The sequence below is a fragment of the Streptomyces sp. NPDC000983 genome (assembly GCF_040299205.1).
Taxonomy (GTDB): domain Bacteria; phylum Actinomycetota; class Actinomycetes; order Streptomycetales; family Streptomycetaceae; genus Streptomyces.
Genome location: NZ_JBEPBM010000001.1, coordinates 1 through 18,606 on the forward strand (window position 1 = coordinate 1; position 18,606 = coordinate 18,606).

At 72.4% G+C, this 18,606-nt stretch carries 13 protein-coding genes; 5 read left to right on the forward strand and 8 right to left on the reverse strand.

The genetic code is table 11. From position 1 onward, the window contains the following. On the forward strand, positions 1–4,344 hold a 4,344-nt coding region (locus tag ABT296_RS00005; RefSeq protein WP_351922037.1), incomplete at its 5' end, for an SDR family NAD(P)-dependent oxidoreductase. Positions 4,345–4,392: 48 nt separating this feature from the next. Next, positions 4,393–5,316 (forward strand): SDR family oxidoreductase, encoded by a 924-nt coding sequence (locus ABT296_RS00010; RefSeq protein WP_351922038.1) that lies wholly within the window; start codon positions 4,393–4,395, stop codon positions 5,314–5,316. A gap of 101 nt (positions 5,317–5,417) precedes the next feature. On the opposite strand, the gene ABT296_RS00015 is transcribed toward ABT296_RS00010, so the two are convergent. Both ABT296_RS00015 and ABT296_RS00020 read right to left on the reverse strand, forming a co-directional pair. Continuing rightward, positions 5,418–7,025, reverse strand: coding sequence for an ABC transporter permease (locus ABT296_RS00015; RefSeq protein WP_351922039.1), 1,608 nt, complete (start codon positions 7,023–7,025; stop codon positions 5,418–5,420). Continuing rightward, positions 7,022–7,951 carry an ABC transporter ATP-binding protein gene (locus ABT296_RS00020; protein WP_351922040.1) on the reverse strand — a complete coding sequence of 310 codons (930 nt, stop codon included), beginning with the start codon at positions 7,949–7,951 and terminating at the stop codon, positions 7,022–7,024. Before ABT296_RS00020 ends, ABT296_RS00015 begins: the two co-directional genes overlap by 4 nt. Before the next feature lie 91 nt (positions 7,952–8,042). Between ABT296_RS00020 and ABT296_RS00025 the strand changes: the two genes are divergently transcribed. Beyond that, on the forward strand, positions 8,043–8,594 hold the full coding sequence (locus tag ABT296_RS00025; RefSeq protein WP_351922041.1) for a GbsR/MarR family transcriptional regulator: 552 nt from the start codon (positions 8,043–8,045) through the stop codon (positions 8,592–8,594). An 11-nt stretch (positions 8,595–8,605) separates the two neighbouring features. On the opposite strand, the gene ABT296_RS00030 is transcribed toward ABT296_RS00025, so the two are convergent. Further along, complete coding sequence (locus ABT296_RS00030) at positions 8,606–9,238, reverse strand: TetR/AcrR family transcriptional regulator (protein WP_351922042.1); 633 nt, start codon at positions 9,236–9,238, stop codon at positions 8,606–8,608. Positions 9,239–9,397: 159 nt separating this feature from the next. Between ABT296_RS00030 and ABT296_RS00035 the strand changes: the two genes are divergently transcribed. Next, a complete protein-coding gene (locus tag ABT296_RS00035) occupies positions 9,398–10,402 on the forward strand; it encodes a DUF3533 domain-containing protein (protein ID WP_351922043.1) in 1,005 nt (334 codons plus the stop codon). Between the two features lie 56 nt (positions 10,403–10,458). Here the strand turns inward: ABT296_RS00035 and ABT296_RS00040 are convergent, their stop codons facing one another. Then, on the reverse strand, positions 10,459–11,670 hold the full coding sequence (locus ABT296_RS00040; RefSeq protein ID WP_351922044.1) for a PucR family transcriptional regulator: 1,212 nt from the start codon (positions 11,668–11,670) through the stop codon (positions 10,459–10,461). A 143-nt stretch (positions 11,671–11,813) separates the two neighbouring features. On the opposite strand from ABT296_RS00040, the gene ABT296_RS00045 reads away from it, so the two are divergent. Further along, on the forward strand, positions 11,814–13,301 hold the full coding sequence (locus ABT296_RS00045; RefSeq protein WP_351922045.1) for a long-chain-fatty-acid--CoA ligase: 1,488 nt from the start codon (positions 11,814–11,816) through the stop codon (positions 13,299–13,301). 87 nt (positions 13,302–13,388) lie between these two features. Here ABT296_RS00045 and adh read toward each other — a convergent pair whose 3' ends face one another. From adh to ABT296_RS00065, 4 genes are all read right to left on the reverse strand, one after another. Next, positions 13,389–14,912, reverse strand: a complete 1,524-nt coding sequence (gene adh, locus ABT296_RS00050; RefSeq protein ID WP_351922046.1) for an aldehyde dehydrogenase — start codon at positions 14,910–14,912, stop codon at positions 13,389–13,391. A gap of 133 nt (positions 14,913–15,045) precedes the next feature. Further along, positions 15,046–16,314 carry a GAF domain-containing protein gene (locus tag ABT296_RS00055; protein WP_351922047.1) on the reverse strand — a complete coding sequence of 423 codons (1,269 nt, stop codon included), beginning with the start codon at positions 16,312–16,314 and terminating at the stop codon, positions 15,046–15,048. 108 nt (positions 16,315–16,422) lie between these two features. Next, complete coding sequence (locus ABT296_RS00060) at positions 16,423–17,037, reverse strand: N-acetylmuramoyl-L-alanine amidase (RefSeq protein ID WP_351922048.1); 615 nt, start codon at positions 17,035–17,037, stop codon at positions 16,423–16,425. 318 nt (positions 17,038–17,355) lie between these two features. Next, positions 17,356–18,567, reverse strand: a complete 1,212-nt coding sequence (locus tag ABT296_RS00065) for an ROK family protein (protein WP_351922049.1) — start codon at positions 18,565–18,567, stop codon at positions 17,356–17,358. Between the last annotated feature and the right edge of the window lie 39 nt (positions 18,568–18,606).

Sequence of the window (18,606 nt, forward strand, 5' to 3'; positions counted from 1 at the left end):
GGCACCGCGTTCGTCGAACTCGCCATCCGCGCCGGAGACGAAGTCGGCTGCGGCCACCTCACCGAACTCACCCTCCAGGCACCCCTCGTCCTCCCGGAGCAAGGTGCCGCCCAGGTGCAGATCTTCGTCGAGGAGCCCGACGGGACCGGGCGCCGGGCCGTCTTTGTCCACTCGCGGCCCGAGGGAGACGACGAGGAGTGGACGTTGCACGCGGAGGGCACCCTGGTGCCCGAACAGCCGCCCGTCCCGCAGCCGTTCGCCGAGACATGGCCCCCCACCGGCTCCGAAGCCGTGGACGTCTCGGGCTTCTACGCCACCGCCGCGGAAGCGGGCTACGGATACGGTCCCGCGTTCCAGGGCCTCCGCGCGGTCTGGCGGCGCGGTGCCGACATCTACGCGGAGGTCGTTCTCCCCGAGGGACAGAAGAGCGATGCCGTCCGCTTCGGCCTGCACCCGGCGCTGCTCGACGCAGCACTGCACGCCCACGGCTGCCGACCCGCGTCCGAACAGGACGCCGCCGCGCAGGCGTTGAGGCTGCCCTTCGCATGGACCGGCGTGACCCTCTACGCCTCCGGTGCCGACCGGCTGCGCGTCCGGCTCCGGGGCGGGGACGCGGACGCGGTGCGTGTGGACCTCGCCGACGGCACCGGCGCGCCGGTCGCCGCCGTCGAGTCCCTCCTGGTACGGCCGGTCACGCAGGCCCAGTTGGCGGCGGCACGGGCGCCCCGCACCCACGACATGTTCCGGGTCCGGTGGACCCCGGTACCGTGCGACCCCGAGGCCGTGCGCCACGCCACATGGGCCGTGGTCGGTGAGGATCCGCACGGTCTGGGCGCCGCCGTGCAGGGCGCGGGACTGGCCGCCGACGCCTATCTCGACGTCGCGGGTGTCCGGGGCGTACTGGAGTGGGGTGTACCCGCCCCACAGGTCGCCCTGTTCACACCGGGCAGCCCGGTCGCCACCCCGCCGTCTACCGTCACTCCGGCCCCCGACACATCCCCGCGGTCTCCGGCCCTCGCGCTCGCGTCGGGCGAGCGGATGACGGCCCAGGTTCTCGCTGTCGTGCAGGAGTGGCTTGCCGAGGACGGGCTCACCGACTCCTGCCTGGTGTTCGTCACCAGGGGCGCCACGTCCGCGGGGGGCGACGAGAGCCTCACCGACCTGGCCGCGGCCCCGCTCTGGGGGCTGATCCGCTCCACGCAGTCCGAGCATCCGGGCCGGTTCCTCCTCGTCGACCTCGACCCGGAGCAGCAACCGGGCGCCGGGGACGCCGAGTTGCTCCCGGCGGCCGTCACGGCCGCGCTGGACGCCGGAGAGGGCCAGGTCGCCGTGCGCCGTGGGAGGACCCTCGTGCCCAGGCTGGTGCGCCCCGGCCCCGACGGCACCCTGACGCCGCCCGAGGACGTGGATGTCTGGCGGCTGGACGCCACGGGCAGCGGTACCCCGGACGGCCTCGCACTCGTACCGGCCCCCGAGGCGGACGCACCCCTCACGGGCGGTGAGATCCGCGTCGACGTGCGAGCCGCGGGCGTCAACTTCCGTGATGTACTGCTGACTCTGGGCATGTATCCGGGCCGGCCGGTGCTCGGGAGTGAGGCAGCCGGCGTGGTGGTGGAGGTCGGCGCCGAGGTCACCGGCATCACCCCCGGCGACCGGGTGACGGGCCTGATGACCGAGGGTTTCGGCCCACGAGTCGTGACGGACGCCCGGCTCGTGGTCCCGATCCCCGAGCACTGGAGCTTCGAGCAGGCGGCGTCGGTGCCGGTGGTGTTCCTGACGGCGTACTACGGTCTGGTCGATCTCGCTTCGGTCCGGGAGGGCGACAGGGTCCTCGTCCATGCGGGCGCCGGCGGGGTCGGTATGGCGGCCGTCCAGCTGGCCCGTCACTTCGGTGCGACCGTGCTCGCCACCGCGAGCCCCGCCAAGTGGGGTGTCCTGCGCGGCCTCGGTCTGTCGGACGACCAGATCGCTTCCTCCCGCGACCTCGACTTCCGGGAGAAGTTCCAGCAATCCACCAACGGCGTCGACATCGTCCTCAACTCCCTGGCCCGCGAGTACGTGGACGCCTCTCTCGAACTCCTCGCTCCCCGAGGCCGTTTCGTCGAGATGGGTAAAACGGACATCCGCGACCCCGAACAGCTCGCGGCCGAGCGGCCCGGAATCCAGTACACCCCCTTCGAGCTGAGCGAGGCGGGTGCGGAGCGCATCCAGGGAACACTGCGCGAGTTGATGCGCCTGTTCGCCGTCGGCGCGTTGGAGCCGCTGCCGGTGCGGACGTGGGACGTGCGCAGGGCGCCGGAGGCATTTCGCTTCATGAGTCAGGCGAGGCACGTCGGCAAGGTCGTCCTCACCATGCCTCCCGCCCTCGACCCTGATGGCACGGTCCTGATCACCGGAGGAACCGGAACCCTGGGCGGCCTGCTGGCCCGCCACCTGGTGACCGACCACGGCGTGCGCAACCTCCTGCTCATCAGCCGGAGGGGGGATTCAGGATCTTCCGAACTCATGGCGGAACTAGCCGAGTTGGGTGCCCAGGCCGAAGTGGCTGCCTGTGATGCCGCCGACCGCGCGCAGCTCGCCGCGCTCCTGGACGGCCGTAACCTCACGGGAGTCGTCCACGCGGCCGGTGTCCTCGCCGACGGTCTGGTCACCTCCCTCACTCCCGAGCAGCTCGCGGAGGTCTGGCGTCCGAAGGCTCAAGCCGCCGTCAACCTGCACGAGTTGACCCGAGACCAGAACCTGGCCTTCTTCGCCCTCTACTCCTCCGCGGCCGGAGTCTTCGGCTCGCCCGGACAGGCCAACTACGCCGCCGCCAACACCTTCCTCGACGCCCTCGCCCACCACCGCCACGCCCACGGCCTGCCCGCCACCTCCCTCGCCTGGGGCTACTGGGAGCAGACCAGCGCCCTCACCGGCAACCTCGGGGAGCAGGAGCAGGCGCGGATGGCCCAGGGCGGGATGCTGCCGCTGACCTCGGAACGTGGACTCGCCCTCTTCGACGCGGCCACGGCGACACCTGGCGCCGTCACGGTGGCCGCCGCGCTCGACCCCGCGGTGTTGCGCGGCCGCTCCGCGCAACAGGTGCCGCCGTTCCTGCGGGAGTTGGTGACGGTGTCCCGGCGGCGTCGCGGTACCGCGGCCAACGGCGTCGTGGAGTCGGCCTCGGGGCTGGCCCGGCGACTCGCCGGGCTGGACCGGGCCGGGCGGGACGAGGTGCTCGGCGAGCTGGTCCGCAGCCATGTCGCGGCGGTGCTCGGACATACAGATGCCACCGTGCTGGACACGACGCTCGAGTTCTCGTCCCTGGGCTTCGACTCGCTCACCGCCGTCGAGCTGCGCAACCGTCTCGGTGCCGCCACGGGACTCACCCTGCCCGCGACACTCATCTTCGAGCACCGCACACCGCAGGCGCTGGCCGCGTACTTCGCGGCGGAACTCGCGGACGGTGTCGAGGCCGCGGAGGGCGCCGCCGCGGCGCCTCCCGCGGCGGCGCGGGTCACCGACCCGGACTCGCTCAGCGGCATCTTCGTCCGGGCCTGCCGGGAGGGGCGGTTCGCGGAGATCGGCCCGGTGCTGAGGACGGCGGCCGACTTCCGTGACTCGTTCACGGGTCCGGCCGAGCTGGCGAAGCTTCCTCAGCTCACCTCACTGGCGCGGGGCGGCCGGGCGCCCCAGCTGATCTGCTTCCCGACCTTCGCCTGGAAGCCCAGCGTCTACCAGTACCTGCCGTTCGCGTCCGCGCTCCGGGAGCGCCGTACCGTCTCCGCGCTCGCGCTGCCGGGTTTCATGAGCGGCGAGCCGATCCCCGCCGACCTGGACGCCCTGGTGCGGACCCTGGCCGAGGCGATCCGGCAGAACGCCGGGGACGAACCGTACGCCCTGCTCGGCTACTCCAGCGGAGGGCTGATCGCGAGCGCGGTCGCCCGCCATCTGGAGGAGACCGGGTCCGGCGCGGCGGCGCTGGTGATGGTCGACACCCATTGGTGGGACACCGCCGGCGGGTTCGACCTGGACCCATGGGCCGCCGGCGTCCTGAGCGGGCTGCTGGACCGGGTCGGGGAGGGTGAGCACCAGGACGAGAACTGGGGCGACGCCTGGGTCACCGCCCGCGCCCGCTACCTCTATCTCGACTTCCGCCAGGCGGAGTTGGCGGCGCCCACGCTGCTCGTGCGGGCGGCCGACCCGCTGGGACCGGAGGGCTTTTGGCGGCGCGCCGACTGGGGCTTCGAGCACACGGCCATCGAAGCCCCGGGGGACCACTTCACGCTGATGGAGGGGGAGTTCGCGGCGAGCACCGCTCAAGCCGTCGACACCTGGCTGCGAGATCTTCCCGAGCGGCCCTGACCTCCGGACCCGAAACCGACGAAAGCCATACAGAGGAGAGGAACGGCAGTGCTCGAACTGGAGGGGCGGACGGCCTTCATCACCGGTGGTGCGCAGGGCATCGGGCTCGGCCTGGCCCGGGCCCTGGCCAAGCGGGGCGTACGGCTGGCCCTCGCCGACATCGACGTCGATCCGCTCGCCGAGGCGGGCAAGGAACTGTCGACGGTGACGGACGTGGCCACCTTCGCGCTGGACGTCACCGACCGCGACGCCTTCGCGCGGGTTGCCGACGAGGCCGAGGAGCGGCTCGGCCCGGTCACCCTGCTCTTCAACAACGCCGGTATCGGCGGGAGTTATCCGGTCAGCGCCATGAGCTACGAGCTGTGGGACCTGCTGCTGGGGGTCAACATCGGAGGCGTCGTCAACGGTCTCCAGACCTTCCTGCCCCGGATGATCGCCCGCGGGGAGCCGGCGCACGTCGTCAACACCGCCTCCACGGCCGGGCTCGCGCCCCAGGGCGGCCAGGGGGGCTACATGTACGAGGGCACCAAGGCCGGGGTGATCGGCCTGTCCGAGGGTCTGTCCCGGCAGTTGGGCCACGAGGGGCACCCGATCGGGGTGACGGTGCTCTGCCCGGGGCTGGTGGCCACGAGCATGGTCGCCACCAGCCGGGCCGCCCGCAGCCGTATCGACGGCGACCTCGGGCTCACGGCCGAGCAGGAGCAGGACCGGGAGAGGCTCCTCGGCGAACAGGACTTCTATCTCCAACAGCTCGGCATCTCCCCGGACGCGGTCGGCGAGATGCTGGTGGAGGGCGTACGGTCCGGGAAGCCGTACGTGATCACCGACCGGGGGGTGGCGGAACCGCTGGCCGCCCGCTCGAAGGCCCTGTTCATGGCGCTGCCCGCGGAGACCGAGCACGACCGGCGTATCGCCCGCCATGTCGCCGCGCAGATGCGGGAGGCCGCCCGCTCGGGCAGCAGGACCCACTGAGCGGGCCGCGACAGCGGGGGCGGAACCAGCGGATCCCACAGGGCCCGACGGTCCAGGGGCCCACCGGCCCAGGGGCCCGGACAGGTCCCGCCCCCACCTCCTCACGCCACGTCGCGCCGCCTGAACCCGCCGAGCCCGACCGCGACGAGTACGCCCGCGAGCAGGGCCAGCGCCAGCAGCGGTGCCGCCTCGAAGTCGGCCGACGGCATGTCGGGGACGTGGGTGAAGGGGGACAGGTTGATGATCGCCTGGTCCACCTTGAGCACCTCCCCGAACTGTCCGATGACCAGCACGAACGCCAGCGCCACCCAGGCGACGACGGTGTAGCGCGGCAACAGCCCGAAGAGCAGCGCGCACAGGCCGATCAGCGTCCACACGGCCGGCACCTGCGCCAGCGCGGCGCCCAGCACGCGCGGTACCTCGCCCGCGACGTCGCCGCTGTTGAGCCCGTGGGCCAGTCCCGCCGCCAGTCCGGCCGCGAAGAGCATGACCACCGATCCGACGGCGGCGACCGTCAGATGACTGCCCGCCCAGTTGATGCGCTGCACGGGCGTCGACAGCACCGGATCGACACGGTGCGCGGACTCCTCGCCCGAGAGCCGCAGCGCCGACTGGACGGCGTAGGCGCCGACGACGACGGCGATGAGCGAGGTGATGGTGGCCAGGAAGACGTCGACGATGCTGCCGGTGCCGCCGAGGTCGCGCAGCAGTTCGTCGATGTCGGGGTTGTCCTTGGCGACGTCGACCATGCCGTCGGCGACACCGCCGAACGCGGCGCCCACGATGACGAATCCGATCCCCCAGCCCAGCATCGAGCCCTTCTGCAGACGCCAGGCCAGCGCGAGCGGGGAACGCAGCGAGGTCGACGCCTCGACCGGTCCGAGCGTGGGCCGCAGCACGCCCGCGCCGATGTCCCGCCTGCCGATGAGCACGCCGACCGCGGGGACCAGCACGGCGACGGAGCCGACGAACAGCAGGCCCACCACCCAGTCCTCGTCGGTGTACGGGCGCATCATCTCGGCCCAGCCGATGGGGGAGAGCCAGGTCAGCCAGGACGGCCCGTCGTCGGAGGCGCTCGCCGCGTCACCGGTGGCGCGCAGCAGGTACGCCAGGCCCAGGACGGCGGAGGCCATGCCCGTCGCGGAACGGGTGTGCTCGGTGAGCTGGGCGGTGATCCCCGCGACGACGGCGAAGAACACGCCGACGCCCGCGCAGCCCAGGGCGAAGCACCAGGAACCCTCGGCGGGCAGGTCGGTGGACTGCAGGCCGAGGCCGAGGAACAGGGCGATGACCAGGTTCATCCCGGTGACCAGCAGAAGCGAGCTGGCGAGCCAGGCCCTGCGGCCGAGGACCGCGGAACCGGCCAGCTCGGCCCGGCCGCTCTCCTCCTCGGCGCGGGTGTGCCGCACGACCATGAGGATGCTCATCAGGCCGATGATCGTGGCCATGAAGGCGACCAGTTGGTAGGCGTTGATGCCGCCGGTCGTCGTCAGGTCGAAGGCGCGGCCGCCGAGGGCGAGCATCGCCGGGTTGGTCTCGACCGTCGTGGCGAGGTTCTGCCGCTCCTCGGGCGTGCTGTACAGGTCGTTGTTGCTCTGGGCGGACGCCGTGGTGAACAGCACGATGCCGATGATCCACGCGCTGGCCCGGACGCGGTCGAGGCGAAGGGCGAGACGCAGCAGCGTCCAGGTACCCGCGTAGTCCCTCACCGCTTGGCCTCCGCCTGGGCGTCGTCCCGGTCCTGCGCGGTGGTGTAGTGCCGCATGAACAGGTCTTCGAGGGTGGGCGGCCGGCTGACGAGGCTGCGCAGGCCCAGGGTCGTCAGATGCTGGACCGCGGTGTTGAGGTCACCGGAGTCGACGTCGAAGGTGACCGTGCGCCGGTCCTCGCTCCTCAACTGCACGTTGTGCACGCCGGGGAGGCGGGTCAGGCCGTCGACCGACTCGGTCAGCTCGGCCTGGATCGAGGTGCGGGTGAGATGGCGCAGTTCGGCGAGGCTGCCCGACTCCACCGTACGGCCGCTGCGGATGATGCTGACCCGGTCGCACAACTGCTCGACCTCGGACAGGATGTGGCTGGAGAGCAGGACCGTACGGCCGCGGCTGCGCTCCTCGCGGATGCAGTCCTGGAAGACCGACTCCATCAACGGGTCGAGCCCGGAGGTCGGTTCGTCGAAGATGAGCAGTTCGACGTCGGAGGCGAGGGCGGCCACGAGGGCCACCTTCTGGCGGTTGCCCTTGGAGTAGGCGCGGCCCTTCTTCTTCGGATCCAGTTCGAACCGCTCGATGAGTTCGTCCCGCCGCTTGCGGCTCGCGCCGCCCCGTAACCGGCCGAGCAGGTCGATGACCTCGCCGCCGGAGAGGGTGGGCCAGAGGGTCACGTCGCCGGGGACGTAGGCGAGCCGTTTGTGCAACTCGACGGCGTCCGCCCACGGATCGCCGTCGAGCAGCGTCACCTTGCCGCTGTCGTAGCGGAGCAGGCCCAGCAGGATGCGGATGGTGGTCGTCTTGCCCGCGCCGTTGGGGCCCAGGAATCCGTGCACCTCCCCGGCCTCGACGCTGAGGTCCAGCCCGTCAAGGGCTCGGGCGGGACCGAACGTCTTGACCAGTGAGGAGATTGAGATGGGTGGCGTCATGATTTTAACGGTACTTGAATATTTTGAAATGTGCGAGAACTGGAAGAACATCGAATGGCCGGTTAGAGTTGCGCCAGGAGGTGCGGTACACGTGGCCATAGGCAATGCAGAGTCGGTGAGCGGCGAGCCCGGGGGGTCGGACGGGGCGGTCGCGGGGGAGGCCCGTGCCGTGGAACGGCTCGCGAGCAGGTTCGCCGAGACGGGACTTCCGCGCATGTCCGCGCGGGTCTTCGCCGCCCTTCTGGTGTCCTCGAAGGGTGCGTTGACGGCCGCGGAGATCGGCCAGAATCTTTCCATCAGCTCCGGCACCGTCTCCACGGCGCTGCAGGGACTCGTCCGCATCGGACTGATCAGCCGCGAGAACCAGCCCGGTTCACGCCGGGACCTCTACCGGGTCCGCGAGGACCCGTGGCCCGACGTCTTCGCCATCCGCAGCCTCTGGCTGCGGGAGTTCGCGAAGAGTGCCGTCGAGGACGTCGAACTGCTCGACGCCTCCAACACCGCAGGGCGTGCCCGGCTGACGGACATGCGGGACTTTGGGCTCTTCGTCATGCCCAAGCTGGAGCAGATCGTCATCGACTGGCGCGAGCACCGGGCCTCGGCCGGCTCGCCCGACGTCGAGGACTCCGCCCGGGGCGCCTGACTCCCCGGCGCTCAGGAATGGCTGAACCGGGCGGTCAGCCGCCCGTCGGCGCCGGCGCCCGGGGTGGCGCGGGCCATGCCGAAGAGCGCGTGCACGGAGGCGCGGACCTGCGTGGCGACCGCCTCGGGGGTGGAGCTGTCGAGCTTGCCGTCGAGGTGGAGGAAGGCCAGGCCGTGGACGAGGGCCCAGACGGTGGTCGCCAGGGCGTCGGTGTCGTCCATGTCGGGGAACGCGTCGCGGACCAGGCCGTGGACGTAGTCGTTCATGACGGCGGTCGCGGCGACCCGTTCCTCGCTGGTGGGGTCGCAGGGCTCCGCGAACATCGCCCGGAACAGGGCCGGGTGGTCGAGCGCGAACCGCACGTAGGCCACGGCGACGGCGGCGAGGTCGTCGGGGGCGGACGGCCGGGGGTGCGCCGCCGCCAGTTGCTGGGCGAGTTCGCGGTAACCCTCTGCGGCGACCGCCGAGACGAGGGCGTCGCGGTCCGCGTAGTGACGGTAGGGGGCGGTCGCCGACACGCCGGCCCGGCGGGCCACCGCGCGCAGTGAGAGGGCGGCGCTGCCGTCCTCCTCCAGCAGCTCCCGCGCCGCCCGCAGACAGGCGGCGCGCAGATCACCGTGGTGATACGTACTGGTCTGCGACATCGGCGGCACTTCCTCATGTTTACGGTGCTTGCATGATACCTGCATGTAAATGGTGCATACATCGTACGGGGTGAGGCGCCGGAGCACGGGCCGTTGCGGATGACACCGTTCGGGCCCCTCCCGCCTGCGGCCGGGCATGCCGTCGCCGACCGTTGACTCATGAAACAGAGCACCTTCTCCGAGGTGAAGGACGCCGTGACCCTGCGGGCGACGGTCCTGGTGATCGGGGTCATCGCCCTTCAGCTGCTCTTCATCGCCTCCTACGTGGGCGCCCTGCACGAACCCAGACTGAAGGACGTGCCCTTCGGCGTCGTAGCACCCCAGACCCTGGCCGAGCGCACCGTGACCCGGCTGGAGGAACTGCCCGGTGCGCCCCTGGACCCGCGGGCCCTGCCCGACGAGCAGGCGGCGCGGGAGCAGATCGAGAACCGGCAGATCGACGGGGCCCTGGTGGTGCGCCCGTCCGGAACCACCGACACCCTGCTCGTCGCCTCGGGCGGCGGACGGGCCCTCTCCCTCGCGCTGGACACGCTCGTGAGCACCCTGGAGAAGAGCGAGGGCCGCACCGTCCGCACCGTCGACGTGGCCCCCACCTCCCGCCACGACTTCAACAGCCTGTCCTCGTTCTACCTGGTCATCGGCTGGTGCGTCGGCGCCTACCTGTGTGCGTCGATCCTGGCGATCAGTTCCGGTGCCCGTCCGGCCAACCCCGTCCGCGCGGCGACGCGCCTGGGCACGATGACGCTGGTCTCACTGGTCGGCGGACTCGGCGGCGCGATCATCGTCGGGCCGATCCTGGGCGCCCTGCCGGGCGGCGTGTGGGCCCTGTGGGGGCTGGGCGCGCTGCTCATCTTCGCCGTCGGCGCCGCCACGCTGGCCCTCCAGGGACTCTTCGGGGTGGTCGGCATCGGCCTGGCGATCCTGCTGATCGTGATCGCCGGCAACCCGAGCGCCGGCGGCGCCTTCCCCGCGCCGATGCTCCCGCCGTTCTGGGAGGCGATCGGCCCGGCCCTGCCACCGGGCGCGGGCACCTGGGCCGCCCGCTCGATCTCCTACTTCCACGGCAACGACATGACCTCGTCCCTGCTGGTCCTGTCGGCGTGGGCGGTCGCCGGCGTCCTCATCACCATGCTCGCGGCCGTACTGCGCCAGCGCCGGGAATAGGGCCCCGGACGGTGGATGAACGCGAGACCGGAACCCGTGCGGCACCCGGCAGGCGCTCAAGGCGCCTCCGGCCGGCCCGCGCCCGCGCTCCCGGGGTCGGTGAGGCCGCTCGCCGGGTTGCGTACGGCCAGGACCGCCGCGCCGATGTCCGCCGTCGCCCGGGGATCGGTGAGGGAGCGGCCCGTGAGTTCCTCGACGCGCCGCAGACGGTAACGGACGGTGTTGGGATGCACGAAGAGACTCTGGGCCGCGGCGGCGGCCGAACCCGCGGCGGCGAACCAGTGCTCCAGCGTCCGCAGCAGACGCGACCGCTCCCCGGCCGGCAGGTCGAGCACCGGCTGGAGGACCACCTCCACCAGATGGGCGGCCTCGGCCGGGGCCGCCGCCACCACCATGGCCAGCGGGTTGTCGTCGAAGCGGGCCACACCCGGGCCGGGACCCGCCGACCCGGACAGGGCCAGCCGGGCGAAGCGCAGGGCCCGCGGGGTCTCCCGCAGCGAGCGGAAACAGGGGCTGAAGCCCACCCGGGCGCGGGTGCCGCGCAGGATGCGCAGGCATGTGCTCTCCGCCGTCGTCGAGGGCAGGGCGATCAGGACGAGCTGCTGGTCGGGCAGCAGCCGCCAGGCGGAGGGCAGCTCCGCCGCCCGCAGCGCGGCCTCGACCCCCGCCAGCGGCTCCTCGCCCGGTGCCGCGGCCTCCGCGACGGCGACCGCGTACGGGCCGTGCTCGGGCAGCCCCAGCTCACGGGCGGCCTCCCACAGGGTGCGGTCGGTGATGATGCCGGTGAACAACGCCTCCACCAGGGCCGAGCGCCTGGCCTGCCCCCGCGAGGTCAGCTCCGCCGCCGTCTCCCGATAGGCCACCGCCACGGCCTCGGCGTACAGACCGGACAGCGCCCAGAACCCCGTGGACTGCGCGACCAACTGGGCGTCGGTGACCTCCGGGCGGGTCCGCGCCTCGGCGAGGATCTCCGTCCACAGCAGCTCGGAACCGATCCGGTACGCGTGCAGGGTGTCCGCCAGCGGAACGCCCTGCTCGGCCCGCACCCGCCCGGTCTCGCGCGCCGAACTCGCGTCCGGGGTGCCGCCGAGGCGCAGATGGCTGAGGATGAGGTCCGCGTTGGCGGTGCAGGACCGGCGCAGCGACTCCAGGGGGATCAGGGACTCGTCCTGGTAGGCGTCGACTTCCGAGCGGATCCGCAGCGCCATCCGCCCACCCAGCTCGGGAAGCCGGGCCAACAGCGCCGCCGCCACGCCGGAAAGTTCCATCTTCGCAGCTTAACGGCCCCGAATTGTTCCCCGGGACAATCCCGGAGGGCGACTGCTGTCCGGGCGCCCATTGGTAACCGCCGAATGCGGCGACAGTATGTCGGCGATGTAAACATTCGATGTTCCGGGTGACGGAGGCGAGCATGGCCAATCTGGCAGGGTTCCTCGTGGAGACGGCGCGGCAGCAGCCCGAGCGCCCCGCGCTGCGCCTGGGGGAACAGGTCATCACCTACGCGGAGCTGGACGACCGCACCGCACGCGCCGCCGCCCTGCTCAGGGCCGAGGGAGTGCGACCGGGCGACCGGGTGGCGCTGATGCTGCCCAACGTCCCCGAGTTCGTCGTCCTCTACTACGGAGCCCTGCGCGCCGGAGCGGTCGTGGTTCCGATGAACCCGCTGCTGAAGACCAGGGAGACGGAGTTCCACCTCGCCGACTCCGGAGCGGTCCGGCTCTTCGAGTGGCACCAGGCGCCGGGCGAGGGCGCCCAGGGCGCGGCCGCCGCGGGAGTGCGGCACACCGCCGTCGAACCCACCGCGTTCGCCACCACGCTCGCCGGGTACGAGCCGCTGACCGCGCTCGCCGACACCGACGACGAGGACATGGCCGTCCTGCTCTACACCTCCGGCACCACCGGCCGGCCCAAGGGCGCCGTCCTCACCCATGCCGGTCTGCGCCACAACACCGAGGTCAACGGCGTCGAGATCCAGCGGATGACCCCCGACGACGTCGTGGTGGGCTGCCTGCCCCTGTTCCACATCTTCGGGCAGATCTGCACCATGAGCACGGCCGTCCGCAGCGGCGCCTCGCTGGTGCTGATCCCCCGGTTCGAGCCGGGAGCCGTACTGGAGGCCATCGCCCGCGAGCGCGCCACCGTCTTCGAGGGCGTACCGACCATGTACGCGGCGCTGCTCCAGCACCCCTCGCAGGCGGACGTCTCCACGCTGCGCATGTGCATCTCCGGCGGCGCCTCCCTGCCGGTGGAGATCCTGCACGGCTTCGAGCGGCGCTTCGGCTGCCCGGTGCTGGAGGGCTTCGGCATGTCCGAGACCAGCCCGGTCGTCACCTTCAACCACCCCGACCGCCCCCGCAAGGCCGGCTCCATCGGCACCCCCATCCGCGACGTGGAGGTGCGGCTCCTGGACGACACGGGGCAGGACGTCGCCCCCGGCGAGATCGGTGAACTCTCCGTGCGGGGCCCCAACGTGATGAAGGGCTACTGGAACCGCCCCGCGGAGACCGAGGCCGCCGTCCCCGACGGCTGGCTCCGCAGCGGTGACCTCGCCCGCCGGGACGACGACGGCTACCTGTACATCGTCGACCGCAAGAAGGACATGATCATCCGCGGTGGGTACAACGTCTACCCGCGCGAGATCGAGGAGCTCCTGCACGAGCACCCGGCCGTCGCCCTGGCCGCGGTACTGGGCATCCCGCACCCCGAACTCGGCGAGGAGATCGCGGCCGTGGTCGTCCTGCGCCCCACCGCCGAGGCCACCGCCGACGAACTGCGCCAGTACGTCAAGGACCGCGTGGCCGCCTACAAGTACCCGCGCCACGTACAGCTCGTGGACCAGCTCCCGCTGGGCCCGAGCGGCAAGATCCTCAAACGGGAGATCACCGTGCCGACGCGCTGAACCCCGCGACGACCGGCCGTTCCGGCCGAGAGGCGCCCGCCGGGCAGCTGTGCCCGGTGGGCGCCTCCCCTGGAAAGGAGCCGAGCCCTAGAAGAACCCGAGCTTCTTCGGCGAGTAGCTGACCAGCAGGTTCTTGGTCTGCTGGTAGTGCTCCAGCATCATCTTGTGCGTCTCGCGGCCGATGCCCGAGCCCTTGTACCCGCCGAACGCGGCGTGTGCCGGGTAGGCGTGGTAGCAGTTGGTCCACACGCGGCCCGCCTGGATCGCGCGTCCGGCGCGGTAGGCGGTGTTGGCGTCCCGGGTCCACACGCCCGCGCCCAGCCCGTACAGCGTGTCGTTGGCGATCTTGATGGCGTCGTCGAAGTCGTCGAAGGAGGTCACCGAGACCACCGGGCCGAAAATCTCCTCCTGGAAGATCCGCATCCGGTTGTTGCCCTCGAAGATCGTCGGCTGGACGTAGTAGCCGCCCTTCAGTTCGCCGTCGTGCTCGATGCGCTCCCCGCCGGTGAGGACCCGGGCGCCCTCCTGCCGGCCGATGTCCAGGTAGGAGAGGATCTTCTCCAACTGGTCGTTGGAGGCCTGGGCGCCGATCATCGTGTCCGTGTCGAGCGGATGGCCCGTCTTGATCAGCTCCGTGCGGGCGACCGCCGCCTCCATGAACTCGGCGTAGTGGCCGCTCTGTACCAGCGCCCGCGACGGACAGGTGCACACCTCGCCCTGGTTCAGGGCGAACATGGTGAACCCTTCGAGGGCCTTGTCGCGGAAGTCGTCGTCCGCCCGCCAGACGTCCTCGAAGAAGATGTTCGGGGACTTGCCGCCGAGTTCGAGGGTGACCGGGGTGATGTTCTCCGAGGCGTACTGCATGATCAGCCGGCCGGTCGTGGTCTCGCCGGTGAACGCCACCTTCGCCACCCGCGGGCTGGACGCCAGCGGCTTGCCCGCCTCCACGCCGAAGCCGTTGACCACGTTGAGCACGCCCGCCGGCAGCAGGTCGGAGATCAGGCTCAGCCAGTAGTGGATCGAGGCCGGGGTCTGCTCGGCCGGCTTGAGCACGACCGCGTTGCCCGCGGCGAGGGCGGGGGCGAGCTTCCAGGTCGCCATCAGGATGGGGAAGTTCCACGGGATGATCTGCGCGACCACGCCGAGCGGCTCGTGGAAGTGGTACGCCACCGTGTCGTCGTCGATCTCGCCGAGCGAGCCCTCCTGCGCCCGGACCGCGCCCGCGAAGTAGCGGAAGTGGTCGATGGCGAGGGGGATGTCGGCCGCCAGCGTCTCGCGCACCGGCTTGCCGTTCTCCCAGCTCTCGGCGACCGCCAGCCGCTCCAGGTTCGCCTCCATCCGGTCGGCGATCTTCAGCAGGATGTCGGAGCGCTCGGTCACCGAGGTCCGGCCCCAGGCCGGGGCGGCCGCGTGCGCCGCGTCCAGGGCCCGCTCCACGTCCTCCGCCGTGCCGCGCGCGATCTCGGTGAACGGCTGCCCGTTCACGGGGGAGGGGTTCTCGAAGTACTGCCCCCGAAGCGGCGGCACGTACTCACCGCCGATGAAGTGGTCGTAGCGCGCCTGGTAGGAGACGATCGCGCCCTCGGTCCCGGGTGCCGCGTAACGGGTCATGCCGGCCTGCCTCCCTGCTGCAGCGCTGCCCGCCGTTGGACAGCTCTCGCCGCGAGGCTAGGCAGCGGGAGGTTGCAAGGACGTTGCGCGGCGCGGGTGCTGCCCACCGCTCATGCCGTCGCCGTCGCCGTCGTCAGCGTGGTGCGCGGGCCGGCGGGGCCGCCAGCTCCGACTCCAGGGCCGCGAGCCGCGAGCGGACCGTGGCCGTCGGACGTACGGCGGCCAGGGCGCGCCACACGTCGAGGTCGTCCTCGCCCCACGCCGCGTGCGCCCAGTCCGCCAGCAGATCGGGGTCCCGGCGGGCGATCAGCGCCGAACGCAGTCCGTCGGCGAGCCGTCGTCTGACCCGTACCACCGCCGGCGCCTGGGAGCCCGGCAGCAGCGGACCGGTGTACGCGGCCGCCGCCGAACTGACCGCCCCCGCCGCCAGCCGCCGCTCCACCACGAACACGTCGCACTCGACCGGCACGGTGAGCCGGTAGGGCCGCGACGCCAGCAGCGCCGGGCCCAGGATCCGCCGCAGCCGGGCGAGTTCGGCCCGCAGGGTCACCGGGGTCACCGACTCGTCCTCGTACAGCGCGCACAGCAGCTCGTCGCCGGTCAGCCCCTCCGGATGGCGGGCCAGCAGCACGAGGATCTCGCTGTGCCGCCGGCTGAGCCGCATCCGGCGGCCACCGGTGGTCAGTTGGGCCTCGTCGCGGCCCAGCGCGGACAGCTCGTGCGTGTCGGCCGTCGGCCCCGCCGGTTCGAGCAGCGCCAGATGGGACTCGGCCGCCCTCGCGACGGCCTGTACGAAGCCGAGGCTGTGCGGATGCGCCAGGCCGTCGCCGCCGGTGATGTCGACCGCCCCGAGCACCCGCCCGGTGCGCGGGTCGTGCACCGGTGCCGCCGCACACGTCCAGGGCTGCACCCGCCGGATGAAGTGCTCCGCCGCGAACACCTGGACCGGCCGGCCGACCGCCACCGCGGTGCCCGGCGCGTTCGTCCCGACCGCCGCCTCCGACCAGCGGGCGCCGGGGACGAAGTTCATCCGGCCCGCTTTGCGCCGTGTGCTGGGATGCCCCTCCACCCACAGCAGCCGGCCGTGCTCGTCGCACACCGCCAGCAGATGCTCCCCGTCCGCCGCGAACGAGCCCATCAGCTCACGGAACAACGGCATCACCCGGGCCAGCGGATGCTCCGCGCGGTAGGCGCCCAGGTCGCTGTCGAGGAGCTCCACGCTCGCCGCCCCGTCGGGCCCCACGCCCGCTCTCGCGGAACGGCGCCACGAGTCGGCCACCACGGCGCGCACCGGCTTCGGCACCGTGCCCGCCAGCGTGAACGTCTCATGCGCGCGGCGGAGCATCCGCGCGCGTTCGGCAGGGTCGGCCCCCGGCTCCAGGGCCACCCACTCATCGGTCAACTCGGCCTCCCCGGACGGCGATGCGCTGTGGGGACATCGTCACTCCGAGTGCGGGCCCGGACAACCTTTTCGACCGCGGTCACCCGTACGACTGACCCCTCGCCCTGCTCACGCGGCCTCGACGAGCGCGAGGTAACGCTCCCAGTCCCAGTGCGGGCCCGGGTCGGTGTGGTCGGTACCGGGCACCTCGTAGTGGCCGATGATGTGCCTCCTGTCTCTCGGGATGCCGTGTCGGGCGCAGATCGCCGCGGTCAGCGCGGCCGACCTCGCGTACAGGACGTCGGTGAAGTACGCGGGTCGGTCCACCCAGCCCTCGTGTTCGATGCCGATGCTGCGGGTGTTGTGGTCCCAGTCCCCGGCGTGCCAGGCGATGTCCGACTCACGGACGCACTGCGCCACATGTCCGTCGGAGGAACGGACGACGTAGTGCGCGGACACCTTCTTCCGCGGGTTCCTGAACACGCTCAGGGTGCTGCGGTAGCCGGTCTGCGTGACATGGACGACGACCAGGTCCACACGGTGGTCGACGGGACGGCGGGCGGTGGTGAAGTTGGACGCGTTCGCGGGCTGCCACTCGGCGGTGGGGTGGTCGGGAGCCGGTATGTGTGCCCCCGCCCGCGGCTCGGGGAGCAGGGCGTAGGGCACGGCGGCCAGGGCCGCTCCCCTGAGCAGGAGTCGTCGGCCGGCTCGCCCTGTACTGGTCGGTGGTTGGGCCCGTTGCATGTGAGGTGGTGCCTCCCCTTCGCGGACGGCGCAGGTGCGGGTGCTGGCCGGTCGGCGCGGCGGGGGGCGCGTACCGGGTGCGGGGCGGGAGCGCCTCGCGTGAATCACGGTACGGCGTGCGGGGGTTGGCCGGCCGAGGGCGCCGTCGGTCGGTGGACAGGGCGCGGGGTGTGGAAAACCTGGCCACCCGTGGGGGTGAACCGGGCCGGGGGAGGCGTGGTTCGGGTGCGCGGACCGTGGCTTGAGCGGGGGCGCCGCAGGCTCAGGTCCGGACCGCCGCCACTGCTGCCGCAGGCTCGGGCCCGCCCCGCCACAGGCTCAGGCCCGCGCCGCCGCCACCGCCGCCGGATCGTCCAGTACCCCCCGCACCACCCAGTGCGCGGCGCCCAGCAGTGGTCCCTCGGAGCCCAGCCGGGACACCGACACCGGACAGGCCGCACCCGAGGTCCGGCCGTCCAGTTCGGCCTCCAGTGAGGGAAGCAGCCAGGGCGCGAGCCCGGCCAGCGCGCCGCCGAGCACCACGCTCTCGGGGTCCAGCAGATTGACCGCTCCGGTCAGCGCGACCCCGAGCGCGGCGCCCGCGTCACGCAGCGCGCCCCGTACAGCGGCGTCGCCCTCGGCCGCGCGCCCCGCGAGCAGGCCGACCCGGTCCTCGCCCGGTTCCAGACCGGCGGCCCGCAGTACCGCCCCCTCACCGGCGTACTGCTCCAGACAGCCGCGCCCCCCACACGGACACGGCAACCCCTCCGGCCGTACCGGCACATGCCCCAGTTCGCCCGCGAAACCCCTGGTTCCGCGCAGCAGTTGCCCCTCCACGACGACCGCCGCGCCGATGCCGATCTCCGCCGACACATGCAGGAAGTCGCGCGGTGTGCCCTCGCCGAGCCAGAGTTCGGCCAGGGCGCCGAAGTTGGCCTCGTTGTCCACGGTCAGGGGCGGATGTTCGGGCAGCAGGGCCCCGAGGTCGACGTCGTGCCATTCGAGGTTCGGGGCGCGCACGACCGTACGGCCGTCGCGGGCCACCAGACCGGGCACGGCCACCGCGAGCCCCGCCGGCCACAGGCCCTGTCCCTCGGCCTCCGCGACGACGCCGCGCACCAGCTCGGTCAGTTCCCGGATCACCGGTTCGGCGGCGCGTCCGCGGTTCGCGCCGTGCCGTACGGCGCTCGCCCGGACCGCGCCCCGCAGATCGACCGCGCACACCGCGAGGTGGTCGACGCCGATCTCGGCGCCGAGGCCGGCCGGGCCGTGGGCGCTGACGGCCAGCGCCGAACCGGGCCGGCCCACCCGTCCTGGCCGCTCGGGGCCCAGCTCCTCCAGCAGGCCCGAGCGGATCAGCTCGTCGACGAGGGTCGACACCGCGGCACGCGTCAGTCCGATCCGGGAGGCGACGGCGGCCCGGGAGAGCGGCCCCTCGGAGCCGACGGTGTGCATCACCCGGGCCAGGTTGCGGCGGCGCATGCCCTGCTGGGTGTCGGGCAGCACACGCCCCGGACCGGACGGGTGGGGTTCGTGCAGCGGTGCGGTCATGCCTCCGTCAGTCCTGGGTCGAGGTGCGGGCGGTCGCGG